This is a genomic window from Halobacteriovorax sp. RT-2-6 (assembly GCF_047085025.1).
Classification (GTDB): Bacteria; Bdellovibrionota; Bacteriovoracia; order Bacteriovoracales; family Bacteriovoracaceae; genus Halobacteriovorax_A.
The window spans coordinates 1233552-1249931 of the sequence record NZ_JBKIYH010000001.1; the positions used below are offsets into that span (position 1 = coordinate 1233552).

The window sequence follows — 16380 nt, forward strand, 5'->3', positions numbered from 1 at the left end:
CAAATAAAAAATTACTTTTTGATAAGCATAAGCATCTTTTTTATTTCCCTATGTTCTTTTTTAACTTCGGATTAAATTTGAAATTACTTTACATTATTTTTAAAGAAAACGTCGAAACGAGCCGACAGCACGGCTTTTCATAAAAAGATAAAACATTCAAATCTTCCTGATAGACGTTAGTTTCGAGCTTACTCTTATAAAAAAATTAAGCGAAATTTTTTTTCATTTTTTTTTCAAAGAATAAGCAAAAACTGCCCTTTCAGGGCAGTTTCATCATTTAAAAAATGTAAGTTTGATTGTTTTTAGAATGTTAAAAAGATTAGAATTTCAATTTTAAGTCATCATTTTCAACGACGACTTCTATTTTTCCACCTTGAGTTAGACTTCCGAATAAAACCTCAGTAGAAATTGGCTTCTTAAGCTTCTGATCGATGATTCGAGCGATTGGTCTAGCACCCATTTTCTCATCAAAACCATTTTCTGCTAGCCAAATTTTTGCATCTTCACTTAAAACGATCTCAATATTCTTGGCCGCTAACTTAATTTCCAGTTGTGAAACGAATTTTTCAACAATTTTAACAATGTATTCTGTAGAAAGTTTCTCAAAATGGACAATTCCATCCAAACGGTTACGAAATTCTGGGCTAAAAAAGTTCTTAATGGTCTGATCTCTCTTTCCAATATTCTTTGAAGATGTCTTGGCAAGGCCAATAGAGCCACTATCCATCTCCTTTGCACCAGCATTTGTAGTCATAATAATGACTGTATTAGTAAAGTCTGTTGTTCTACCTTGTGAATCTGTTAGTGATCCATGGTCCATAACTTGTAAAAGAATATTATAAATATCGACATGGGCCTTCTCAATTTCATCAAGTAAAAGGACAGAATGTGGGTTTTTCTTAACAGCATCTGTTAATAATCCACCTTGATCATGACCAACATAGCCCGGAGGAGAACCAATTAACTTACTGACAGAATGTTTTTCCATATATTCTGACATATCAAAGCGTTCAAGATGACAACCAAGCTGAATTGAGAGCTGCTTCGCTAGTTCTGTCTTCCCCACTCCAGTCGGCCCTGCAAAAAGGAAACTCGCAATAGGTTTGCCTTCATCACCAAGACCTGACTTAGACATATAGATGGCCTGTGATACTTCATCAACTGCATGATCTTGTCCGAAGATAAGCATCTTAAGATTTTTATTTAGATCCTTTAGCTTATCTTTTTCAGTAGTTTCAACTGTTATTTTTGGAATATTGGCCATTTTAGCGACAACATCCTCAATATCCTTCTTTGTAATTGAAGACTTCTTTTTATTTTCAGGTCTAATTTGGTTTAAAGCACCTGCTTCATCAATGGCATCAATCGATTTATCAGGATTTTTACGATCCATAAGATAGCGCGATGTTAAAGCAACGGCTTCTTTAATGACACTGTCTGAGATTTTAACTCCGTGATAAGACTCGAACTTTGGACGCAATCCTTTTAAGATAGCAATTGTGTCTTCATTTGAAGGCTCATCCACATCAATTTTTTGAAAACGACGATTAAAAGCAGGATCTTTTTCAATAAACTTTCTATGTTCTGCGTAAGTAGTGGAACCAATAATTCTAACAACTCCACGACTTAAGGCCGGCTTTAACAAGTTAGATGCATCCATACTACCACCAGAGGTAGCACCTGCACCCATCACGGTATGCATTTCATCGATAAAAAGTATGGCCTTCTTACCATCTTTATCTAAATTCTCTAGATCTTTGATGACACCTTTTACTCTTTGCTCAAAATCACCTCTAAATTTTGCACCTGCAACCAAGGCGGCCATATCAAGATTAAAGATAGTTGTTCCCTTTAAAATATCTGGAACTTTTTCTTCTACAATCCTCTGGGCCAGTCCTTCAACAATTGCTGTTTTCCCAACACCAGCTTCACCAACTAAAAGAGGATTATTTTTACGACGACGACAAAGAATTTGAACAATTCTTAAAGCTTCTTCTTCTCTACCAACAAGAGGATCTATTCGATTTTCTCTGGCAAGTTCATTCAAATTCACAGTGAACTTAGCTAAGAAAGAGTCGCCTTTCTTATTTCGTGATTGAGGCTCCTCGCCTTCAACATATTCAATGCGAGGAACTTCTTCTTCATCCTCAGGGCCAAGACCGTGTGAGATGGCCTTAACAATATCAAATCTTTCAATACCCTGCTTTTGAAGAGAGTAAAGTGCGAAACTTTCTTTCTCTTGGAACAGAGAAACTAATAAATTAATTCCTAATATCTGACTTTTTCCGCTTGATTGCACATGAATCGCGGCCCTTTGAATCACTCTTTGAAGTGACATTGATATTTCTGGTTGATAGACAATACCATTTTCTCGTGCCAACTCTCTTAACTCATCGTTAACGAATTGTTGTTTAGAAAGTGTTTCAATTTGATCATCTGATAGAATACTAAAATTTGAATCATCGTGGATAAATTCATTTAGCTCACTTTCAATTTCTTCAAGATCACCACCACAATATTCAATTACTTCTCTTACATTTTCATCTGCAAGAAGAGATAAAAGAACATTCTCTAGAGTCAAATATTCATGCTTCAAAGAATTTGCTCTTTGAATTGACTCATTAATGATGGTTTCTAGCTTTTTTGACATCATTTATATTTCTCCTGTGCCTATTCAGGCTCAACAGTACAAAGCAGTGGGTGACCCTCTTTCTTTGCTTCTGACATAACCTTATTCATCTTTGTCTCAGCAACCTCGTATGAGTAGGTTCCACATACTCCTCGACCATTATTGTGGACATCTAACATTATCTTCATGGCCTCTTCTTGACTCCTGTTAAAGACATGCATCAATACCCAAATGACAAACTCCATTGTCGTATAGTCATCATTATGTAGGATGACATGATATTTTGAAGGCTTCTTTACCTTTACTTTATCTTCTAGTGCTACATCACCATCCTCTTGTGTACTAAAGATGGTATTCATTTTTCTAATGTCAATATCGCCAACTTCAAACTTATTCAAATTACTTCCTCGACTTTGCTAAATTTATTTTCTTTTTTTCCATTATCGCCTATCTGTGTTACTCTTTACAAGGTATATACGACTGAAAATCTCTAAAAAAGGTCCATAATGAACTTCTTCGAATTTTTCAAATCTCTGAAGGCCGATCACGAATCAAATTCGATTAATCAGATACATTCCTATTTAAATAAGAAATTTCCTACAATGAACGATGAAAGGAAAGTTATTATATCTTGTATTTGTGGATTACTTGCTCGTATTGCCTACTCTGATTTTCACGTTAGTCAGAGTGAGAAAACGAAAATGCAAAAGATCATTACAGGAATGACTCAATTAAACTCGCAAGAAGCTGAGTTAATAACTGAATACTCAATTGAAAAAATGAAAGAGCTCTCGGGCCTTGATACGAGAAGTTACTGTAAGCCTCTTGTGGATATCATGTCTCAACAAGAGCGCTACCAAGTCCTAAAGGCCCTCTTTGCAATTGCTGCAGCTGACGGTGAAGTTGATAATGTTGAATCAAATGAGATTAGCTATATTGCCAATGCACTCGTTCTAGAAAAGAAATATTTCTTAAGCGCGCAAGCGGATGTGAAAGAGTATTTAAAAACTTTTCAAGTTTAAAACTATTCTCTACACTCTTTAAGTAATTAAAATTTATGACAAGGAAGTTTAATGAAAGAGAGTGTTGATTCTAAGAGAAATCTAGAAAACTCGTTAAAAAAAGCCGCACAATTTATGAATGATGATTTTCAAGGGAATTTCAACTTTTCAAGCCTGCTTGAAAAGAATGAGAAGAAAGCATCAAGTGGCCCTATTTCTAATCTATTACAATCCACAACACAAACGGTAATCGCTTCAGATGTTGAAACTCATGTAGCTAATATAAATAGAGAAGATAAGAAAGATAATCTCTATAAAAAGATCGAAGACCTAGAAAGAAGATTCGAAACAAAAGAAGTAAATGAAAAATTTGAAAGACTTGAGTCGCTTCTTCAATCTATTATCATTAATCAAAAGAATGTTCGTGAGCAAATTGAGATGAAGCCAGCTCAAGAAGCTGATTCTTCAAATCGCCAAAAAGATCAAAAGCCCCTTTATATAGCGGCTTCAATCATTGCGACTTCGCTATTGGTTAGTGCAATGATCTTTAAGTCTGAACCAAAGACACAAGTTATTACCAAAGAGATAGTTAAGCCAGTAGTAGCAGCTGTTGAAAAAAAATATCATACGCCAGTTAAGTATCTTAACCTTAGAGCAATCCCAAGCACAAAAGGTGAAAAACTAGAGGTTGTCGCACCAAATACACGCGTAGAAATCATAAAAACTGATGGTGATTGGGTTCAAATTGAATTCAAAAATTATCTTAAAGGCTCAACTCATAAAGGTTGGGTTTACGATTCAAAAAACTTAAAATCTATTTAATTTCAATAAGATAACAAGGGAATTTCGAGCTTTCGAAATTCCCAACCTTGACAATAATTTCTTTCATCCCATCTTATAGGTACACAAAAATAAATGAGGTACCATGTTTCCAATATTAGTAATGTTATTCACAGTTATTCCAGCAATTGAGATTTACCTACTCTTTTCGATAGGTGGTCAAATTGGTGGAGGAAATACTTTTCTACTCGTTCTGATTACAGGTGTAATTGGAGCAGCACTAGCGAAGTCACAAGGAGCGGCCCTTCTCGCAAAAATTCAAGGAGAACTTTCTCAGGGGCGAGTTCCAGCAAATAGTTTTATCCATGGACTACTTGTTTTTGGAGGTGGACTACTGCTCTTAACTCCGGGTTTTTTAACAGATGTTCTAGGTCTTTCAATGGTACTTCCGTTAACTCGCCATCTTTGGCTGATCTACCTAAAGAAGTTCTTTATGAGTTCAATCGAAAGTGGCAATGTTCAATTCTATTCATTTAAAAATGGTGGTGGTTTCTCGTCATATTCTGGCAACGCCTATAATGCTCAGGCCCGTCATGAGGGGACTAAAAATGGCCCTATTCAAATTGATGAGAACACATTTGAAGTTGATTACGAAAAGAAGTAAGATCTCCTTATGACAACAACCAATGTAACGCTAAGTGATATTCAAGATGCAAGACTTGCAATTGAAAATCGTATTATAAAAACACCACTAACCTACTCGACAACTTTAAGTGAGAAGTTTGATTGCCGGGTTTATTTAAAGCTAGAAAATCTACAGTTAACTGGAGCCTATAAAATCAGAGGGGCCCTTAATCGTCTTTCTAAGCTTACAAAAGAGGAAAAAGATAAGGGAGTCATCGCATCTTCAGCAGGAAATCATGCTCAAGGTGTTGCTCTTGCGGCAAAGCAGCTTGGGATTCAAGCAACAATTGTTATGCCAGAGTCCACTCCTCTTGCAAAAATTCAAGGAACAAAGAAATTTGGTGCTGAGGTTATCTTACACGGAAATTTCTATGATGATGCTTATCAAAAAGCCTTGGAGATTCAAAGAGAATCCGGCCAGGTCTTCATCCACCCTTTCAATGATAAAGATATTATCGCAGGTCAAGGAACTATCGGTTTAGAGATTTTTGATGAACTACCAGATGTTGATCTTGTAGCCATTCCAATTGGTGGAGGTGGCCTTATCTCGGGAATCTCAACCGCCCTTAAAGAAAGTGGTAGCCGAGCAAAAATTGTGGGCGTTGAAGCAGTTGAAATGCCAGCAATGAAAACATCAATTGAACAAGATAAAATTGTTACAATTGATAAGAGAAAAACAATTGCTGATGGTATTGCTGTAACGACAGTTCTTGAAAATACATTTAATACTGTAAAAAAATATGTAGATGAAATTGTAACGGTTAAAGAAACCGAAATTTCACATGCTATTGTTACACTCCTTGAGTATGAGAAGGTTCTTTGCGAAGGTGCTGGTGCAACTTCAGTAGCGGCTCTTTTATATGATCAATTCAAGGATATTAAAGGTAAAACAGTTGTCCTCGTCGTAAGCGGCGGAAATATTGATTTAAATATCTTAGATCGAATTATCGAAAGAGGTCTTATAACTTCTGGACGCTCATGTTCGATTATTGTCAATGTTCCAGATACGCCAGGAACAATTGCTAAAATTTCTAATATTATTGGTTCTAAACAAGCTAATATTCTTGAAATTCACCACAATAGAGCATTTACGACTAGTGTACTTGGAGAAACAGAAGTTGAGTTTTCACTAGAAACCAGAGGGCATCTTCATATAAAAGAAATTGTTGATGAACTAACCTCAATGGGCTTTAGTGCAAAGAGAGTCTAGGAATTCTAATGAATGAATTAAATTTCTTAAAGCTTACTCGAAAAAATGAAAATGGACTTGCGCCAAAATCATTTAATTCTAAATTTAGTGAATTTGAAATTCATGACACGGGTATTATTGAAGTTACACCAAAGTCTATTGAGACAGATGATACTTATATTATTTCATGTGGAATTCACGGAAATGAAACGGCCCCTATCGAATTTACGAATGAGATATTAGAGAAAATATACAATGACGAGCTCGTACTTACTTCCCCTACTCTTATTATCTTTGGTAATCCGAGAGCAATGAATATTGGTGAGCGTTTTAGTGAATATAATCTAAATCGCTGCTTTAACGGAGCCTATAAGAAATTATCTGATAATTATGAAGTAAGAAGAGCCAATGTGATTGAGCAACGTTGCTATCAATTTGTAGCCAAGTATAAACAAAAACAGCTCTTTCACTTTGACTTACATTGCGCCTTAAAGAAGAGTGAAATGGAGCGCTTTGCATTAGTGCCAAAGTCTAAAGATCGTAAACGAGATGAAGAGTTTAATCTGGCCCTGGCCAATATGGAAGTTGAAGCATCTCTATTTTCACATAAAGAGTCGACGGTCTTTAGTTCGTTTACTTTCGAAAAATTCAATGCTTTTAGTGCAACAGTTGAACTTGGAAAAGTGTATCCTTTTGGCAAAAATCCAGCAGGTAAATTTAAAGCAGCACAAGAAACTATTGAAAAGCTCTTAAGTTCAAAAGAACTCGTGCAGAAACCTTTTCCTAAAGCTTTTTCAATCTATGAATCAATCAATAAAGAATATGATGACTTTAGATTCACATTTGATGAAGAAGAGAGCGCAAATTTTACGCCTTTTAAAAAAGGACATCATATTTTTACCCAAAATAACGAAGAGTACAAAGCTCCGGAAGACAATTTACGAATGATTTTTCCAAACTCTAAGGTTATCTTAGGGCAAAGAGCATTATTACTTATAAAAGAATTAGAATAACGAATCAGGAGAGAAAATGAGTGATTTTTTAATCGTCACTTCAAGTGACGGAATGAACCTTAAGATGGCAGATAAGATTCTTGAGCTAGCACAAGAAACGGGGAAGTCATTTGAAATCGTAAAACTAAGTGACTATAAGTTACCTCTATATACAGCTGAAGAAGAAAAGAATGGAATCCCGGCCGACGGTGTAAAGCTTACTGATAAATTTATCGCTGCAAAAGGATTTGTTTTCTTAACTCCGGAGTACAATGGATCAGTTACTCCTTCATTTATTAATGCAATTGCATGGATATCTCGCTCAGGTGGTGAATCTTGGCGTGAGGCATTTGTTGATAAGCCAGCAGTATTAGGAACTCACTCTGGTGGCGGTGGTCAATACGTTATTCAGGCAATGCAAAATCAACTGTCATTTATTGGTCTACATATTGTTGGACGTAAACTTCTAACAAACTACAGTAAACAATTAAATGAAGATGGTGCAAGAGATGCACTAGCTAGCCTAGTAAAGCTTGCTTAAATTTCTGATAAACAAAAAGCTCCGAAAGGAGCTTTTTATTTCTTACATGATTTTAATAAAATTAGTTTCTTTGCAGGCTCTATGACTGACGCACAACCATCACCTTGCTGTGCTCTTTTTGAGACATTAATGTAGAAGCGAATGCTATCTTTCACGACACTCTTCTTCCCTTTTAAATCTTCCACATTAACAGAGTAATTTGCTTCATATGCATGAACATCTTTATCAATAAGCTTCACATCTGAAATCTTTATTGCTTTTTCTGACGTGGCCAAATATTGTAATGATTTTGGCGCATCGTAATCAGGGTCTTTATTGAAACGATAATATTTTTGATACTTTGATTTCAGACAATCATCTTTAGCACCATCTATTAACCTGATACCGCTCATCTCAATCTCTACTAATTGCGCTGCGACCTTTTTAACATCCTTATTAGATGGACAAATATCGTTAGCAAAAGCAAATTGAGCTAATATAAATGTAGCAAATAATAACCTAAACATTTTTTGCCTCTTTTAATTTGTCTTGAAGACACTGATTAATACAGCTCTCACCTTTAAGTTTTGCCGGTTCATCATAGTAGCATGCAGCGTCTTCAGAATTATGTCTTAAAATACTAAAACGTCCAGACATCATCTCATTTGAATATTCTTGTTCAGATAAAATCGCCTTACATGAGGCAACTGCTTGTGCTCTTAAATTAGCAAACATAGTCGAACGATGAGTTGCATGAGTTCTTGCATCAACTCTTGCCGGGCCATAATTCTTTAAGGCCCCACTATGAATATAAGTGAAATTAAAGTCACTGATTGTAATATCATCACATCGACCGAGTTCAGAAAACTTTCTAATGGCCAGAGGGTCTTCCCCAATCGTATCAACCATAATTACGTGGCTCCCCTTCACATTAATGATATCACCTGATCGAATTGAATATGGTAATTTAAACTTAACCGGCTTAATACATGAGTTCTTACTTCTAACAGTATCATGCAAAGAAGTTGTCGTTAGTGAACGATAGTCTCTATCGTTACTAGTAAACTTAAGCCCCTCTGCTGCATATGCTGCTGAGATGAATTCTGAACAATCAATTCCTGATGCCCTAGCACCTTCTCTTGATACCCCTTGGCCTCGAGTGAACAGGTTAATCTCATTACTGCGCAGTCCTTTACGTGAGCCATAACCGTAAACAGGTGGAACCTTAGTTGCATCAATACAACCCTCACCAGGATAGCCTGGGTCTTCATCAAGTTTTCTTAAAACCTCATGAGAACGAACCATTGCTCCTACATCATGAACAACTCTTTGCTTAAAATCTGTTCCATCGCTGAAAGTCGCTTCTTGAGTTGAAACACCACTTAAGCTAGGAGTGCGCGAATCAATAACTGTATCAATTGGCTCACATGACTGATAAATCGTTGCCAAGACTTTACGTGCTCCAATAGATCCTGTTCCAACACTTTTAACAAATGACCACTCTCGCTCATGATCAGTCATTGCACACTGTGTTCCTAGTGCACTGACATTGCCATTGATGTAATCTGTAATATCGTAAGAAGTTGGAAAGTTTGTATAATTATCAGTGAGGCCACGTAGGTCTTCATTAACACCCTGGCCTTCTTCTTCACGCACGACATCGTCTACAACATCAAGGATATCACTTTCACGTGAGACTCTCTTTGCCATTCCCTGTGCCTTTCCACTTAAAAAATCACCACTCGTTAACTGACATGATGTATTTAAGGTAGCTAAAAATATAAAAGTTAAAATTGTATTTTTCTTCATAAGTCTCTCATCTCAAGGACTTATCGGCTTCTCGTCCATTGAACTTTAGACGTAATTTTAAATAGTTATAAGCAAGCATAAATAATTTACATATAATGTAAGGATTTGTAATTTTTTATTGAGGGCCCTTTTCTGTACTTTTTAATGTGTCATTGATTTAATGCGCCACTCACATAATAAGGATAAATAAATGAACTTTTCACTTGCCCTGCTAGCTGCTGTTTTTACTGTTAACTTTTCAACGATGGCCATTGATAAAGTTGTTTACGGTGAAGATAATCGCCTTGATCAATTCGAAGTAACGGATCAAAACAAATTAGATGCTCAAATGTCTACTTTAGCGATGATCCCTAAGTCTAAATTAACAAAAAAGACTGAAAACACTTACCTTGCTGATGATTCAAAAATTGAATTATGTGATGGTGAGAGATTTAATAAGCAAGTTGATGTTGCTGACTGTTCAGGCTTTCTAGTAGAAAAAGATAATAAGCAATATGTTGTAACTGCTGGTCACTGTATGACTTCAAAAGCAGACTGTTATGATAACTTTTGGGTATTCGATTATTCAAAAAAATCTCCAAAAGATGATGCTAGAACAATTCTAGAAAAAAATGTTTATAGCTGTAAGAGAATTGTTGCTCAAAGACTTGGACGCACAAGTGGTGAAGACTTTGCTGTTATCGAACTTAATCGTGAAGTAACTGATCGCAAGCCTCTTGAATATCGTAAAAGAGATGAAATCCAAAAAGGTGAACAAGTATATGTTATCGGTCACCCTTCTGGTCTACCATCAAAAGTTGCTGATGGTGCATTTGTTCGCAAGGCAAATGAATGGTTTAGCTTTTCAACTAACCTAGATACTTTTTCTGGAAACTCTGGTTCAGCAGTATTCAATGAAAAGACAGGTCTTGTTGAAGGAATCCTTGTTCGTGGTGATCAAGATTATAACTATAATCCAAGAAAACAGTGCTACGAAGCAAACAACTGTCACATGAACGGTTGCGGTGGAGAAGACGTTTTCAGAATCACAAGAATTCTATTCTTAAGAGATCCAGTTCAAGACTAATTTTAAAAACTAAATTTACCATCCAAGCAAGAGTTCACTCGTTCTTTTGCTTGGTTGATATCTTCGTTAAAGACTGCCCCAACTTCCACAGTTAAATTCTCTAAAAGCATTTCTAAATACTTTGATTCGGCCGAGCCTTTGTCCGTTATCTGAAGTAATTGTTGGATATTATCAATGAACGTTTCAATATCTTGCTTTTGAATATTTGATTTAAAGAAATTAATTCGATCCTTTTTAGAATCAAACTGCCTAATCTCTCTGTCTTGCGAAAGCTTATCGAGAGTTTCTTCTAATTCTGTTGGACTACTCAATGGTCTAAACGCATCCTTCTTAACAGTTGGAATCATTGTTGTTGAACGACCTTGAGATGATTCAATAATATAAAATTCTGAACCGCTCATATCCTTGATTTCAGTAATTACGCCAACTCCAAAGTTAATCGATACTACCTCTTGTCCTATTTCTAATTTTGGCATAAATCCCCTTTCGTTAGATATGTATTATAGCACAAGTAAGTTAGAATTTCTTGAAGGCAATCTATTCGTTAATAAGCAGCGTCAATTGACGCTCAATCCTTTTTACTTCATTACATTGGTGGTATAAACCTTCTAAAATACTTTATTTAAAGGGGATTTAAGAATGAGTACTAATAGTTTTAAAGAAGCTATATTAGAGGGTATTCCTAAGACTTTACCAAAATATAAGAAATATGAAGAGGATATTAACCACGCTCCAAAACGTAAACAAATTCTATCTCAAGAAGAAGAAAAGCTAGCGTTAAGAAATGCACTTCGCTATTTTCCAAGTGAGCTTCATGCTGAACTACTTCCAGAATTTAAAGAAGAATTAGAAAAATACGGCCGTATCTATATGTATCGATACCGCCCTGATTATAAAATTCACGCACGCTCAATTGAAGAATATCCACATAAGTCAAAACAAGCAGCGGCCATTATGCTGATGCTTTCAAATAACCTTGATTACGCTGTTGCTCAACACCCGCACGAGTTAATTACTTATGGTGGAAACGGCGGCGTTTTTTCAAACTGGGCACAATATCTATTAACGATGCAATACCTTGCAACAATGACTGATGAACAAACGCTTGTTCTCTACTCTGGTCATCCAGCAGGATTATTTCCATCGCACAAAGATGCACCAAGAGTTGTTGTCACAAACGGGATGATGATTCCTAATTACTCTAAGCCAGATGACTGGGAAAAGTTTAATGCATTAGGAGTAACTCAATACGGACAAATGACTGCTGGGTCATTCATGTATATTGGGCCACAAGGAATTGTTCACGGAACAACAATTACTGTACTCAATGCTCTAAGAAAAATTTCCAAAGAAGCTATTACTGAAACGGCCGGAAAAGTTTTTGTTACAGCAGGACTTGGTGGAATGTCGGGAGCACAACCAAAAGCTGCGGTTATTGCAGGTTGTATTGGTGTCGTTGCTGAAGTAAATCCAAAAGCAGTTAAAACAAGACATGAGCAAGGATGGGTTGATGAAGTTTTCACTGACCTAGACGAAATCATTGCTCGCATTAAGAAAGCTCAAGAAAATAAAGAAGCTGTCTCTCTTGCTTACCAGGGTAATATTATTAACCTATGGGAGAAGATTGCAGAAAGTGATCTGCATATTGACATTGGTTCTGACCAAACTTCTCTTCACAATCCATGGGCCGGTGGTTACTACCCAGCGGATCTTTCATTTGAAGAATCAAATGAGATGATGGCAAGTAACCCTGAACAATTTAAGAAAGAGGTTCAAAAAAGTTTAGTGAGACACGTAAACGCTGTTAACAAACTTGCGGATAAAGGAATGTACTTCTTCGATTATGGAAATGCATTCTTACTAGAAGCATCTCGCGCAGGTGCTGATATTATGAAAGAAGGAAGCACTGAAGACTTCAAGTATCCATCATATGTTCAAGATATTATGGGGCCAATGTGCTTTGATTACGGCTTTGGACCATTTAGATGGGTTTGTACATCAAGCACACAAGAAGATCTTGATCTAACTGATGAACTTGCAACACAAGTTCTAGAAAAACTAATGCAAGAGTCTCCAAGTGAAATCACGCAACAGATGCAAGACAATATCACGTGGATTAAAGGTGCAAAAGAGAACGACCTAGTTGTTGGCTCAAAAGCACGTATTCTTTATGCTGATAGTGATGGAAGAATTGAAATCGCTCTTGCTTTCAACAAAGCACTTCGCGAAGGAAAACTAAAAGCACCTGTTGTTCTAGGTCGTGACCACCACGATGTTTCAGGAACAGACTCTCCTTTTAGAGAAACTTCTAATATCTACGACGGCTCACGTTTTACAGCAGATATGGCCGTTCAAAACTTTGTTGGTGACTCTTTTAGAGGAGCTACTTGGATCTCACTACACAACGGCGGCGGCGTTGGATGGGGAGAAGTAATCAATGGTGGTTTTGGAATGGTTCTAGATGGTAGTGAAGATTGCGATCGTCGAATCAAGTCAATGCTCTTTTGGGATGTAAACAATGGGATTAATCGTAGAAGTTGGGCCCGTAATGAAGGAGCGACTTTTGCAATTAAGAGAGCTATGGAAAAAGAGCCTCTTTTAAAAGTTACGCTTCCAAATTTAGTTGATGATTCTTTATTATAAGAAAAAGAAAAGCTCCCACTATGGGAGCTTACTCTTATGCCGCAGTTTTGTAGTTTAAACTAAAGGGGTAGTAAATTTCCTGGGCATCTTTATTAATAATATCCTCGACCAAGGATATAAATTCAAATTCGTCTAGGCCATTTAATGAAGCCGCTGTCCAAATTGGCGATAATTTTTCAGAAAAAAGGTCTGCATTGAAATCTCCGTCTGATGTTGTTTCTAAATAAATCCCTTGCACCTCATTTCTTGTTTCATTTAAAAAAGTTTGTTTAAAATTGTCTTTTTGCATTCGAACGTCCCCCGTAAAGGTAAGTAACAAAGAAAAGTAACGTGTACTTTATTACTACTCGTCCATTTTGCAGCAATTTTGAATTTCTAAGAAATAATTCATGCAATTCAATAAATTCAACGACTTAATTTAACTCAGATGAATAAAAATACATGATATTATCGTGAATTATTGTCAGCTTTCCTTGGCAATAAATAAAAACTAATGAACTCGTCCATCTGTCGAAACTCTTCATTGTGTTCTTTTTAAAAGCGAACTATATTGAGGCCATGAAAGGTATCATTTTATTAAGTATTGCTTGTGCAATCTGGGGTCTTGGCTTTGCCGGAACTCGATTTACACTAACTGACTATTCTCCTGTTTGGTCAAATTCGCTACGCTATATCTTTGCTGGTTCATTTGCCTTCGTGATTTTATTTTTTAGAAATGATTTCAAAAAACTAGCGGGTAATAAAAAAGAAGTTATGGGTGGTCTAATTTGCTCTGCACTTCTTATGATGGCCCTTCAGCTCCAAACTGTTGGTATTGCCATGACAACAATGGCAAAGGCCGGCTTCTTTACTGTTTTCTACGCTATTATTACGCCAATTATCTCCGTTCTCTTTCTTGGTCAAAGAGTTCGTAAAACATTCTGGCTTCTACTATCAACTTCTATGCTTGGAATTATGATGATGAACGGAATGGACTTTAGTAATTTTAATATGGGAGATATTTTTGTTATTGCTTCGGCAGTCTTCTTCTCTCTTCATATTATTGCTACAGATCGCTACGCTAATGATGTTGAAGCTGTTCGCTTCAATTTTCTGCAGTGTATTTTTATGGGACTTATGGGCCTAGTATTTGCTCTGATCTATGAAGGGCCGACTAGCTTATCTGTTCTTTATACAAACTCACCATTTAACTTCCCATCACCACTATGGGGATTCTTAATACTTTCGATCTTTTCTTCTTTGATTGCATTCTCGCTGCAAATAACGGCCCAAAGAAGTATCCCTGCTCACATTGTAGGATTAGTCTTCTTAAGTGAATCAATCTTTGCAGCTTTATTTGGTTATATTTTATTTGGGGAAACGCTAGATCCTACAGCGATTGCTGGATCGGTGGTTATTGTTATATCTGTCGCACTTGTTCCAAAATTTACTAATATTAAAAAAGATGAAAGTGAATCTGAAGAATTATTAGAAAATACCGGGGCATCGTCTGTTGTCAACGATACCCGAGCATAAGTAATAACGACCTTAAGCCGCTAATGGAATATCGTTTGAAAATGGAAAAATAACGTTATCTATTTGAGTTGGGATTACTTCTTCAACGATAGTTGCGAACTCGTCCTCTGTGAGGCCATTGATTTGTGCCTCTGACCAAATGATTTCTAATTTTTCATTAAAGACATTACAATTAAACTCGCCTTTAATTTTCGATTGAGAAACGATTGATTTAATCTCATCTCTTGCATGGGCAATAAACGTCTCTCTAAAGTTTTCAATATTCATTTGTGTTCTCCTCGTCATTTAACCAAGGGGCAACCCTCTCTGGAACCCTTTTGGCTATTTAGCTATTATGCAAAGGTTTCGCTAAACTCTAACGAGAAAAATAATTTGATCTAATTTCAGATAGTTAAAATATGAACAAAGAGGTCAATCGTAGTGATTTTATTGAATTAGGTAATTTAAAAGTGCCATAGTAATATGCCAGCTTCAATAAAAACATAGACTTATAAATTCACGTAAATTTATAGCGAACAACTCGTAAGTCCTTTCTTTTTCAAGTACTTTTGGTGGTACTCTTCGGCAACGACATAATTATTCAACAATTCGAGTTTAGTAACAATTGGATTTTTAAAGCAACCACTTTCTTCAAGCTCTTTAATGGCCTTTGCTCCAGCTTCTTTTTGTGCTTCGTTACTATAAAAAATCACACTACGGTATTGAGATCCAACATCAACGCCCTGACGATTTAGAGTTGTTGGATTGTGATTGTTAAAAAAGATATCTAATAGGTTTTCAAACTTTATTATTGATGGATCATAAGTAATTTTAACTACTTCAGCGTGACCAGTTGTATCAGTACAGACTTCTTCATAAGTCGTTTGGTCGCTTTTTCCACCTGCGTAGCCAACTTCAGTTTCAATGACTCCCGCAAGCTTTCTAAAGGTTTCTTCGACACCCCAAAAACACCCTGCTCCAAAAACTGCGACTTCGATATTGTTCATTGCAAACCTCCGATTTATTTCGTAATTTAACCGACATATGAGCAAGAAAACAAGAAAATTCTTAGAAAAGAAATTTGAAAAAGAACTAGAAATAGCAAAAGAAAAGGCCGTTCACGGACGACATGAGATCATCATTATTTTAGATCATCTAAAGGGTGGCTTTAATATTGGAAAGATACTCAGGTCATGTGAGATCTATAGTGTTCACGAAGTTCACATTGTTGGAACAAAGTTCTTCGATGTAACCATTGCCAAAGGTGCACTCAAAAGAGTAAAGACATTCTTCTATGATAATATTGAAGATTCGATTGAGCGAATTAATGAACTTGGCTACACTCCTCTTACTCTCGATTCAAATGCACAGACATTTTTGAATGAAAGTGAACTTCCTAAGAAGTCTGCCTTTATCTTTGGCCATGAAGAATTTGGTCCACTAAAAGAAATGCCTGGAATTGAAAGACTAAAGATCAAGCAATATGGAATGACAGAATCTTTAAACGTCTCTATTGCTGCAAGTATTGTCATGTACGAATACACTAACCAACACGCTAGCGAGTAAAGTAAAA

The 16380-nt window shown here is 36.2% G+C and carries 18 protein-coding genes; 10 read left to right on the plus strand and 8 right to left on the minus strand.

Annotated elements, in window-relative coordinates; all coding sequences use genetic code 11:
• Positions 1-319 precede the first annotated feature (319 nt).
• Positions 320-2653: an ATP-dependent Clp protease ATP-binding subunit ClpA gene (clpA, locus tag ACMAYS_RS05805; protein WP_103216465.1), complete on the minus strand. Its 2334-nt coding sequence runs from the start codon at positions 2651-2653 to the stop codon at positions 320-322.
• Positions 2654-2670: 17 nt separating this feature from the next.
• A complete protein-coding gene (clpS, locus tag ACMAYS_RS05810) occupies positions 2671-3027 on the minus strand; it encodes an ATP-dependent Clp protease adapter ClpS (RefSeq protein ID WP_255407607.1) in 357 nt (118 codons plus the stop codon).
• A 204-nt stretch (positions 3028-3231) separates the two neighbouring features.
• Between clpS and ACMAYS_RS05815 the strand changes: the two genes are divergently transcribed.
• The 6 genes from ACMAYS_RS05815 to ACMAYS_RS05840 all read left to right on the plus strand — a co-directional run bounded on the left by ACMAYS_RS05815 (position 3232) and on the right by ACMAYS_RS05840 (position 7816).
• Complete coding sequence (locus ACMAYS_RS05815) at positions 3232-3651, plus strand: TerB family tellurite resistance protein (RefSeq protein WP_158246760.1); 420 nt, start codon at positions 3232-3234, stop codon at positions 3649-3651.
• A gap of 51 nt (positions 3652-3702) precedes the next feature.
• On the plus strand, positions 3703-4452 hold the full coding sequence (locus tag ACMAYS_RS05820) for an SH3 domain-containing protein (protein WP_392991008.1): 750 nt from the start codon (positions 3703-3705) through the stop codon (positions 4450-4452).
• A 103-nt stretch (positions 4453-4555) separates the two neighbouring features.
• Positions 4556-5074 (plus strand): FxsA family protein, encoded by a 519-nt coding sequence (locus ACMAYS_RS05825; protein ID WP_103216462.1) that lies wholly within the window; start codon positions 4556-4558, stop codon positions 5072-5074.
• Positions 5075-5083: 9 nt separating this feature from the next.
• Positions 5084-6304: a threonine ammonia-lyase gene (ilvA, locus tag ACMAYS_RS05830; protein ID WP_412462927.1), complete on the plus strand. Its 1221-nt coding sequence runs from the start codon at positions 5084-5086 to the stop codon at positions 6302-6304.
• Between the two features lie 8 nt (positions 6305-6312).
• On the plus strand, positions 6313-7296 hold the full coding sequence (locus ACMAYS_RS05835) for a succinylglutamate desuccinylase (RefSeq protein WP_412462928.1): 984 nt from the start codon (positions 6313-6315) through the stop codon (positions 7294-7296).
• A gap of 16 nt (positions 7297-7312) precedes the next feature.
• Positions 7313-7816, plus strand: a complete 504-nt coding sequence (locus ACMAYS_RS05840) for an NADPH-dependent FMN reductase (RefSeq protein ID WP_103216459.1) — start codon at positions 7313-7315, stop codon at positions 7814-7816.
• A 35-nt stretch (positions 7817-7851) separates the two neighbouring features.
• On the opposite strand, the gene ACMAYS_RS05845 is transcribed toward ACMAYS_RS05840, so the two are convergent.
• Positions 7852-8322: a hypothetical protein gene (locus ACMAYS_RS05845; RefSeq protein ID WP_103216458.1), complete on the minus strand. Its 471-nt coding sequence runs from the start codon at positions 8320-8322 to the stop codon at positions 7852-7854.
• On the minus strand, positions 8315-9604 hold the full coding sequence (locus ACMAYS_RS05850) for a hypothetical protein (protein WP_103216457.1): 1290 nt from the start codon (positions 9602-9604) through the stop codon (positions 8315-8317). Before ACMAYS_RS05850 ends, ACMAYS_RS05845 begins: the two co-directional genes overlap by 8 nt.
• 190 nt (positions 9605-9794) lie before the next feature.
• On the opposite strand from ACMAYS_RS05850, the gene ACMAYS_RS05855 reads away from it, so the two are divergent.
• Positions 9795-10670 carry a trypsin-like serine peptidase gene (locus ACMAYS_RS05855; RefSeq protein ID WP_103216456.1) on the plus strand — a complete coding sequence of 292 codons (876 nt, stop codon included), beginning with the start codon at positions 9795-9797 and terminating at the stop codon, positions 10668-10670.
• A 2-nt stretch (positions 10671-10672) separates the two neighbouring features.
• Here ACMAYS_RS05855 and ACMAYS_RS05860 read toward each other — a convergent pair whose 3' ends face one another.
• Complete coding sequence (locus tag ACMAYS_RS05860; protein ID WP_103216455.1) at positions 10673-11146, minus strand: CarD family transcriptional regulator; 474 nt, start codon at positions 11144-11146, stop codon at positions 10673-10675.
• 163 nt (positions 11147-11309) lie between these two features.
• Between ACMAYS_RS05860 and ACMAYS_RS05865 the strand changes: the two genes are divergently transcribed.
• Entirely contained in the window at positions 11310-13313 is a 2004-nt protein-coding gene (locus ACMAYS_RS05865; RefSeq protein WP_412462929.1) for a urocanate hydratase, read from the plus strand.
• A 34-nt stretch (positions 13314-13347) separates the two neighbouring features.
• On the opposite strand, the gene ACMAYS_RS05870 is transcribed toward ACMAYS_RS05865, so the two are convergent.
• On the minus strand, positions 13348-13602 hold the full coding sequence (locus ACMAYS_RS05870; protein WP_103216453.1) for a hypothetical protein: 255 nt from the start codon (positions 13600-13602) through the stop codon (positions 13348-13350).
• A gap of 269 nt (positions 13603-13871) precedes the next feature.
• On the opposite strand from ACMAYS_RS05870, the gene ACMAYS_RS05875 reads away from it, so the two are divergent.
• Positions 13872-14828, plus strand: coding sequence for a DMT family transporter (locus ACMAYS_RS05875; protein ID WP_392990997.1), 957 nt, complete (start codon positions 13872-13874; stop codon positions 14826-14828).
• Between the two features lie 12 nt (positions 14829-14840).
• Here ACMAYS_RS05875 and ACMAYS_RS05880 read toward each other — a convergent pair whose 3' ends face one another.
• Together ACMAYS_RS05880 and msrA are read right to left on the minus strand one after the other, a co-directional pair.
• A complete protein-coding gene (locus ACMAYS_RS05880) occupies positions 14841-15095 on the minus strand; it encodes a hypothetical protein (RefSeq protein WP_103216451.1) in 255 nt (84 codons plus the stop codon).
• A gap of 239 nt (positions 15096-15334) precedes the next feature.
• On the minus strand, positions 15335-15814 hold the full coding sequence (gene msrA / locus ACMAYS_RS05885; RefSeq protein WP_412462930.1) for a peptide-methionine (S)-S-oxide reductase MsrA: 480 nt from the start codon (positions 15812-15814) through the stop codon (positions 15335-15337).
• A 37-nt stretch (positions 15815-15851) separates the two neighbouring features.
• Here msrA and ACMAYS_RS05890 point away from each other — a divergent pair, with 37 nt between their 5' ends.
• Positions 15852-16373 carry a TrmH family RNA methyltransferase gene (locus tag ACMAYS_RS05890; RefSeq protein ID WP_103216449.1) on the plus strand — a complete coding sequence of 174 codons (522 nt, stop codon included), beginning with the start codon at positions 15852-15854 and terminating at the stop codon, positions 16371-16373.
• The last annotated feature ends 7 nt before the right edge of the window (positions 16374-16380 follow it).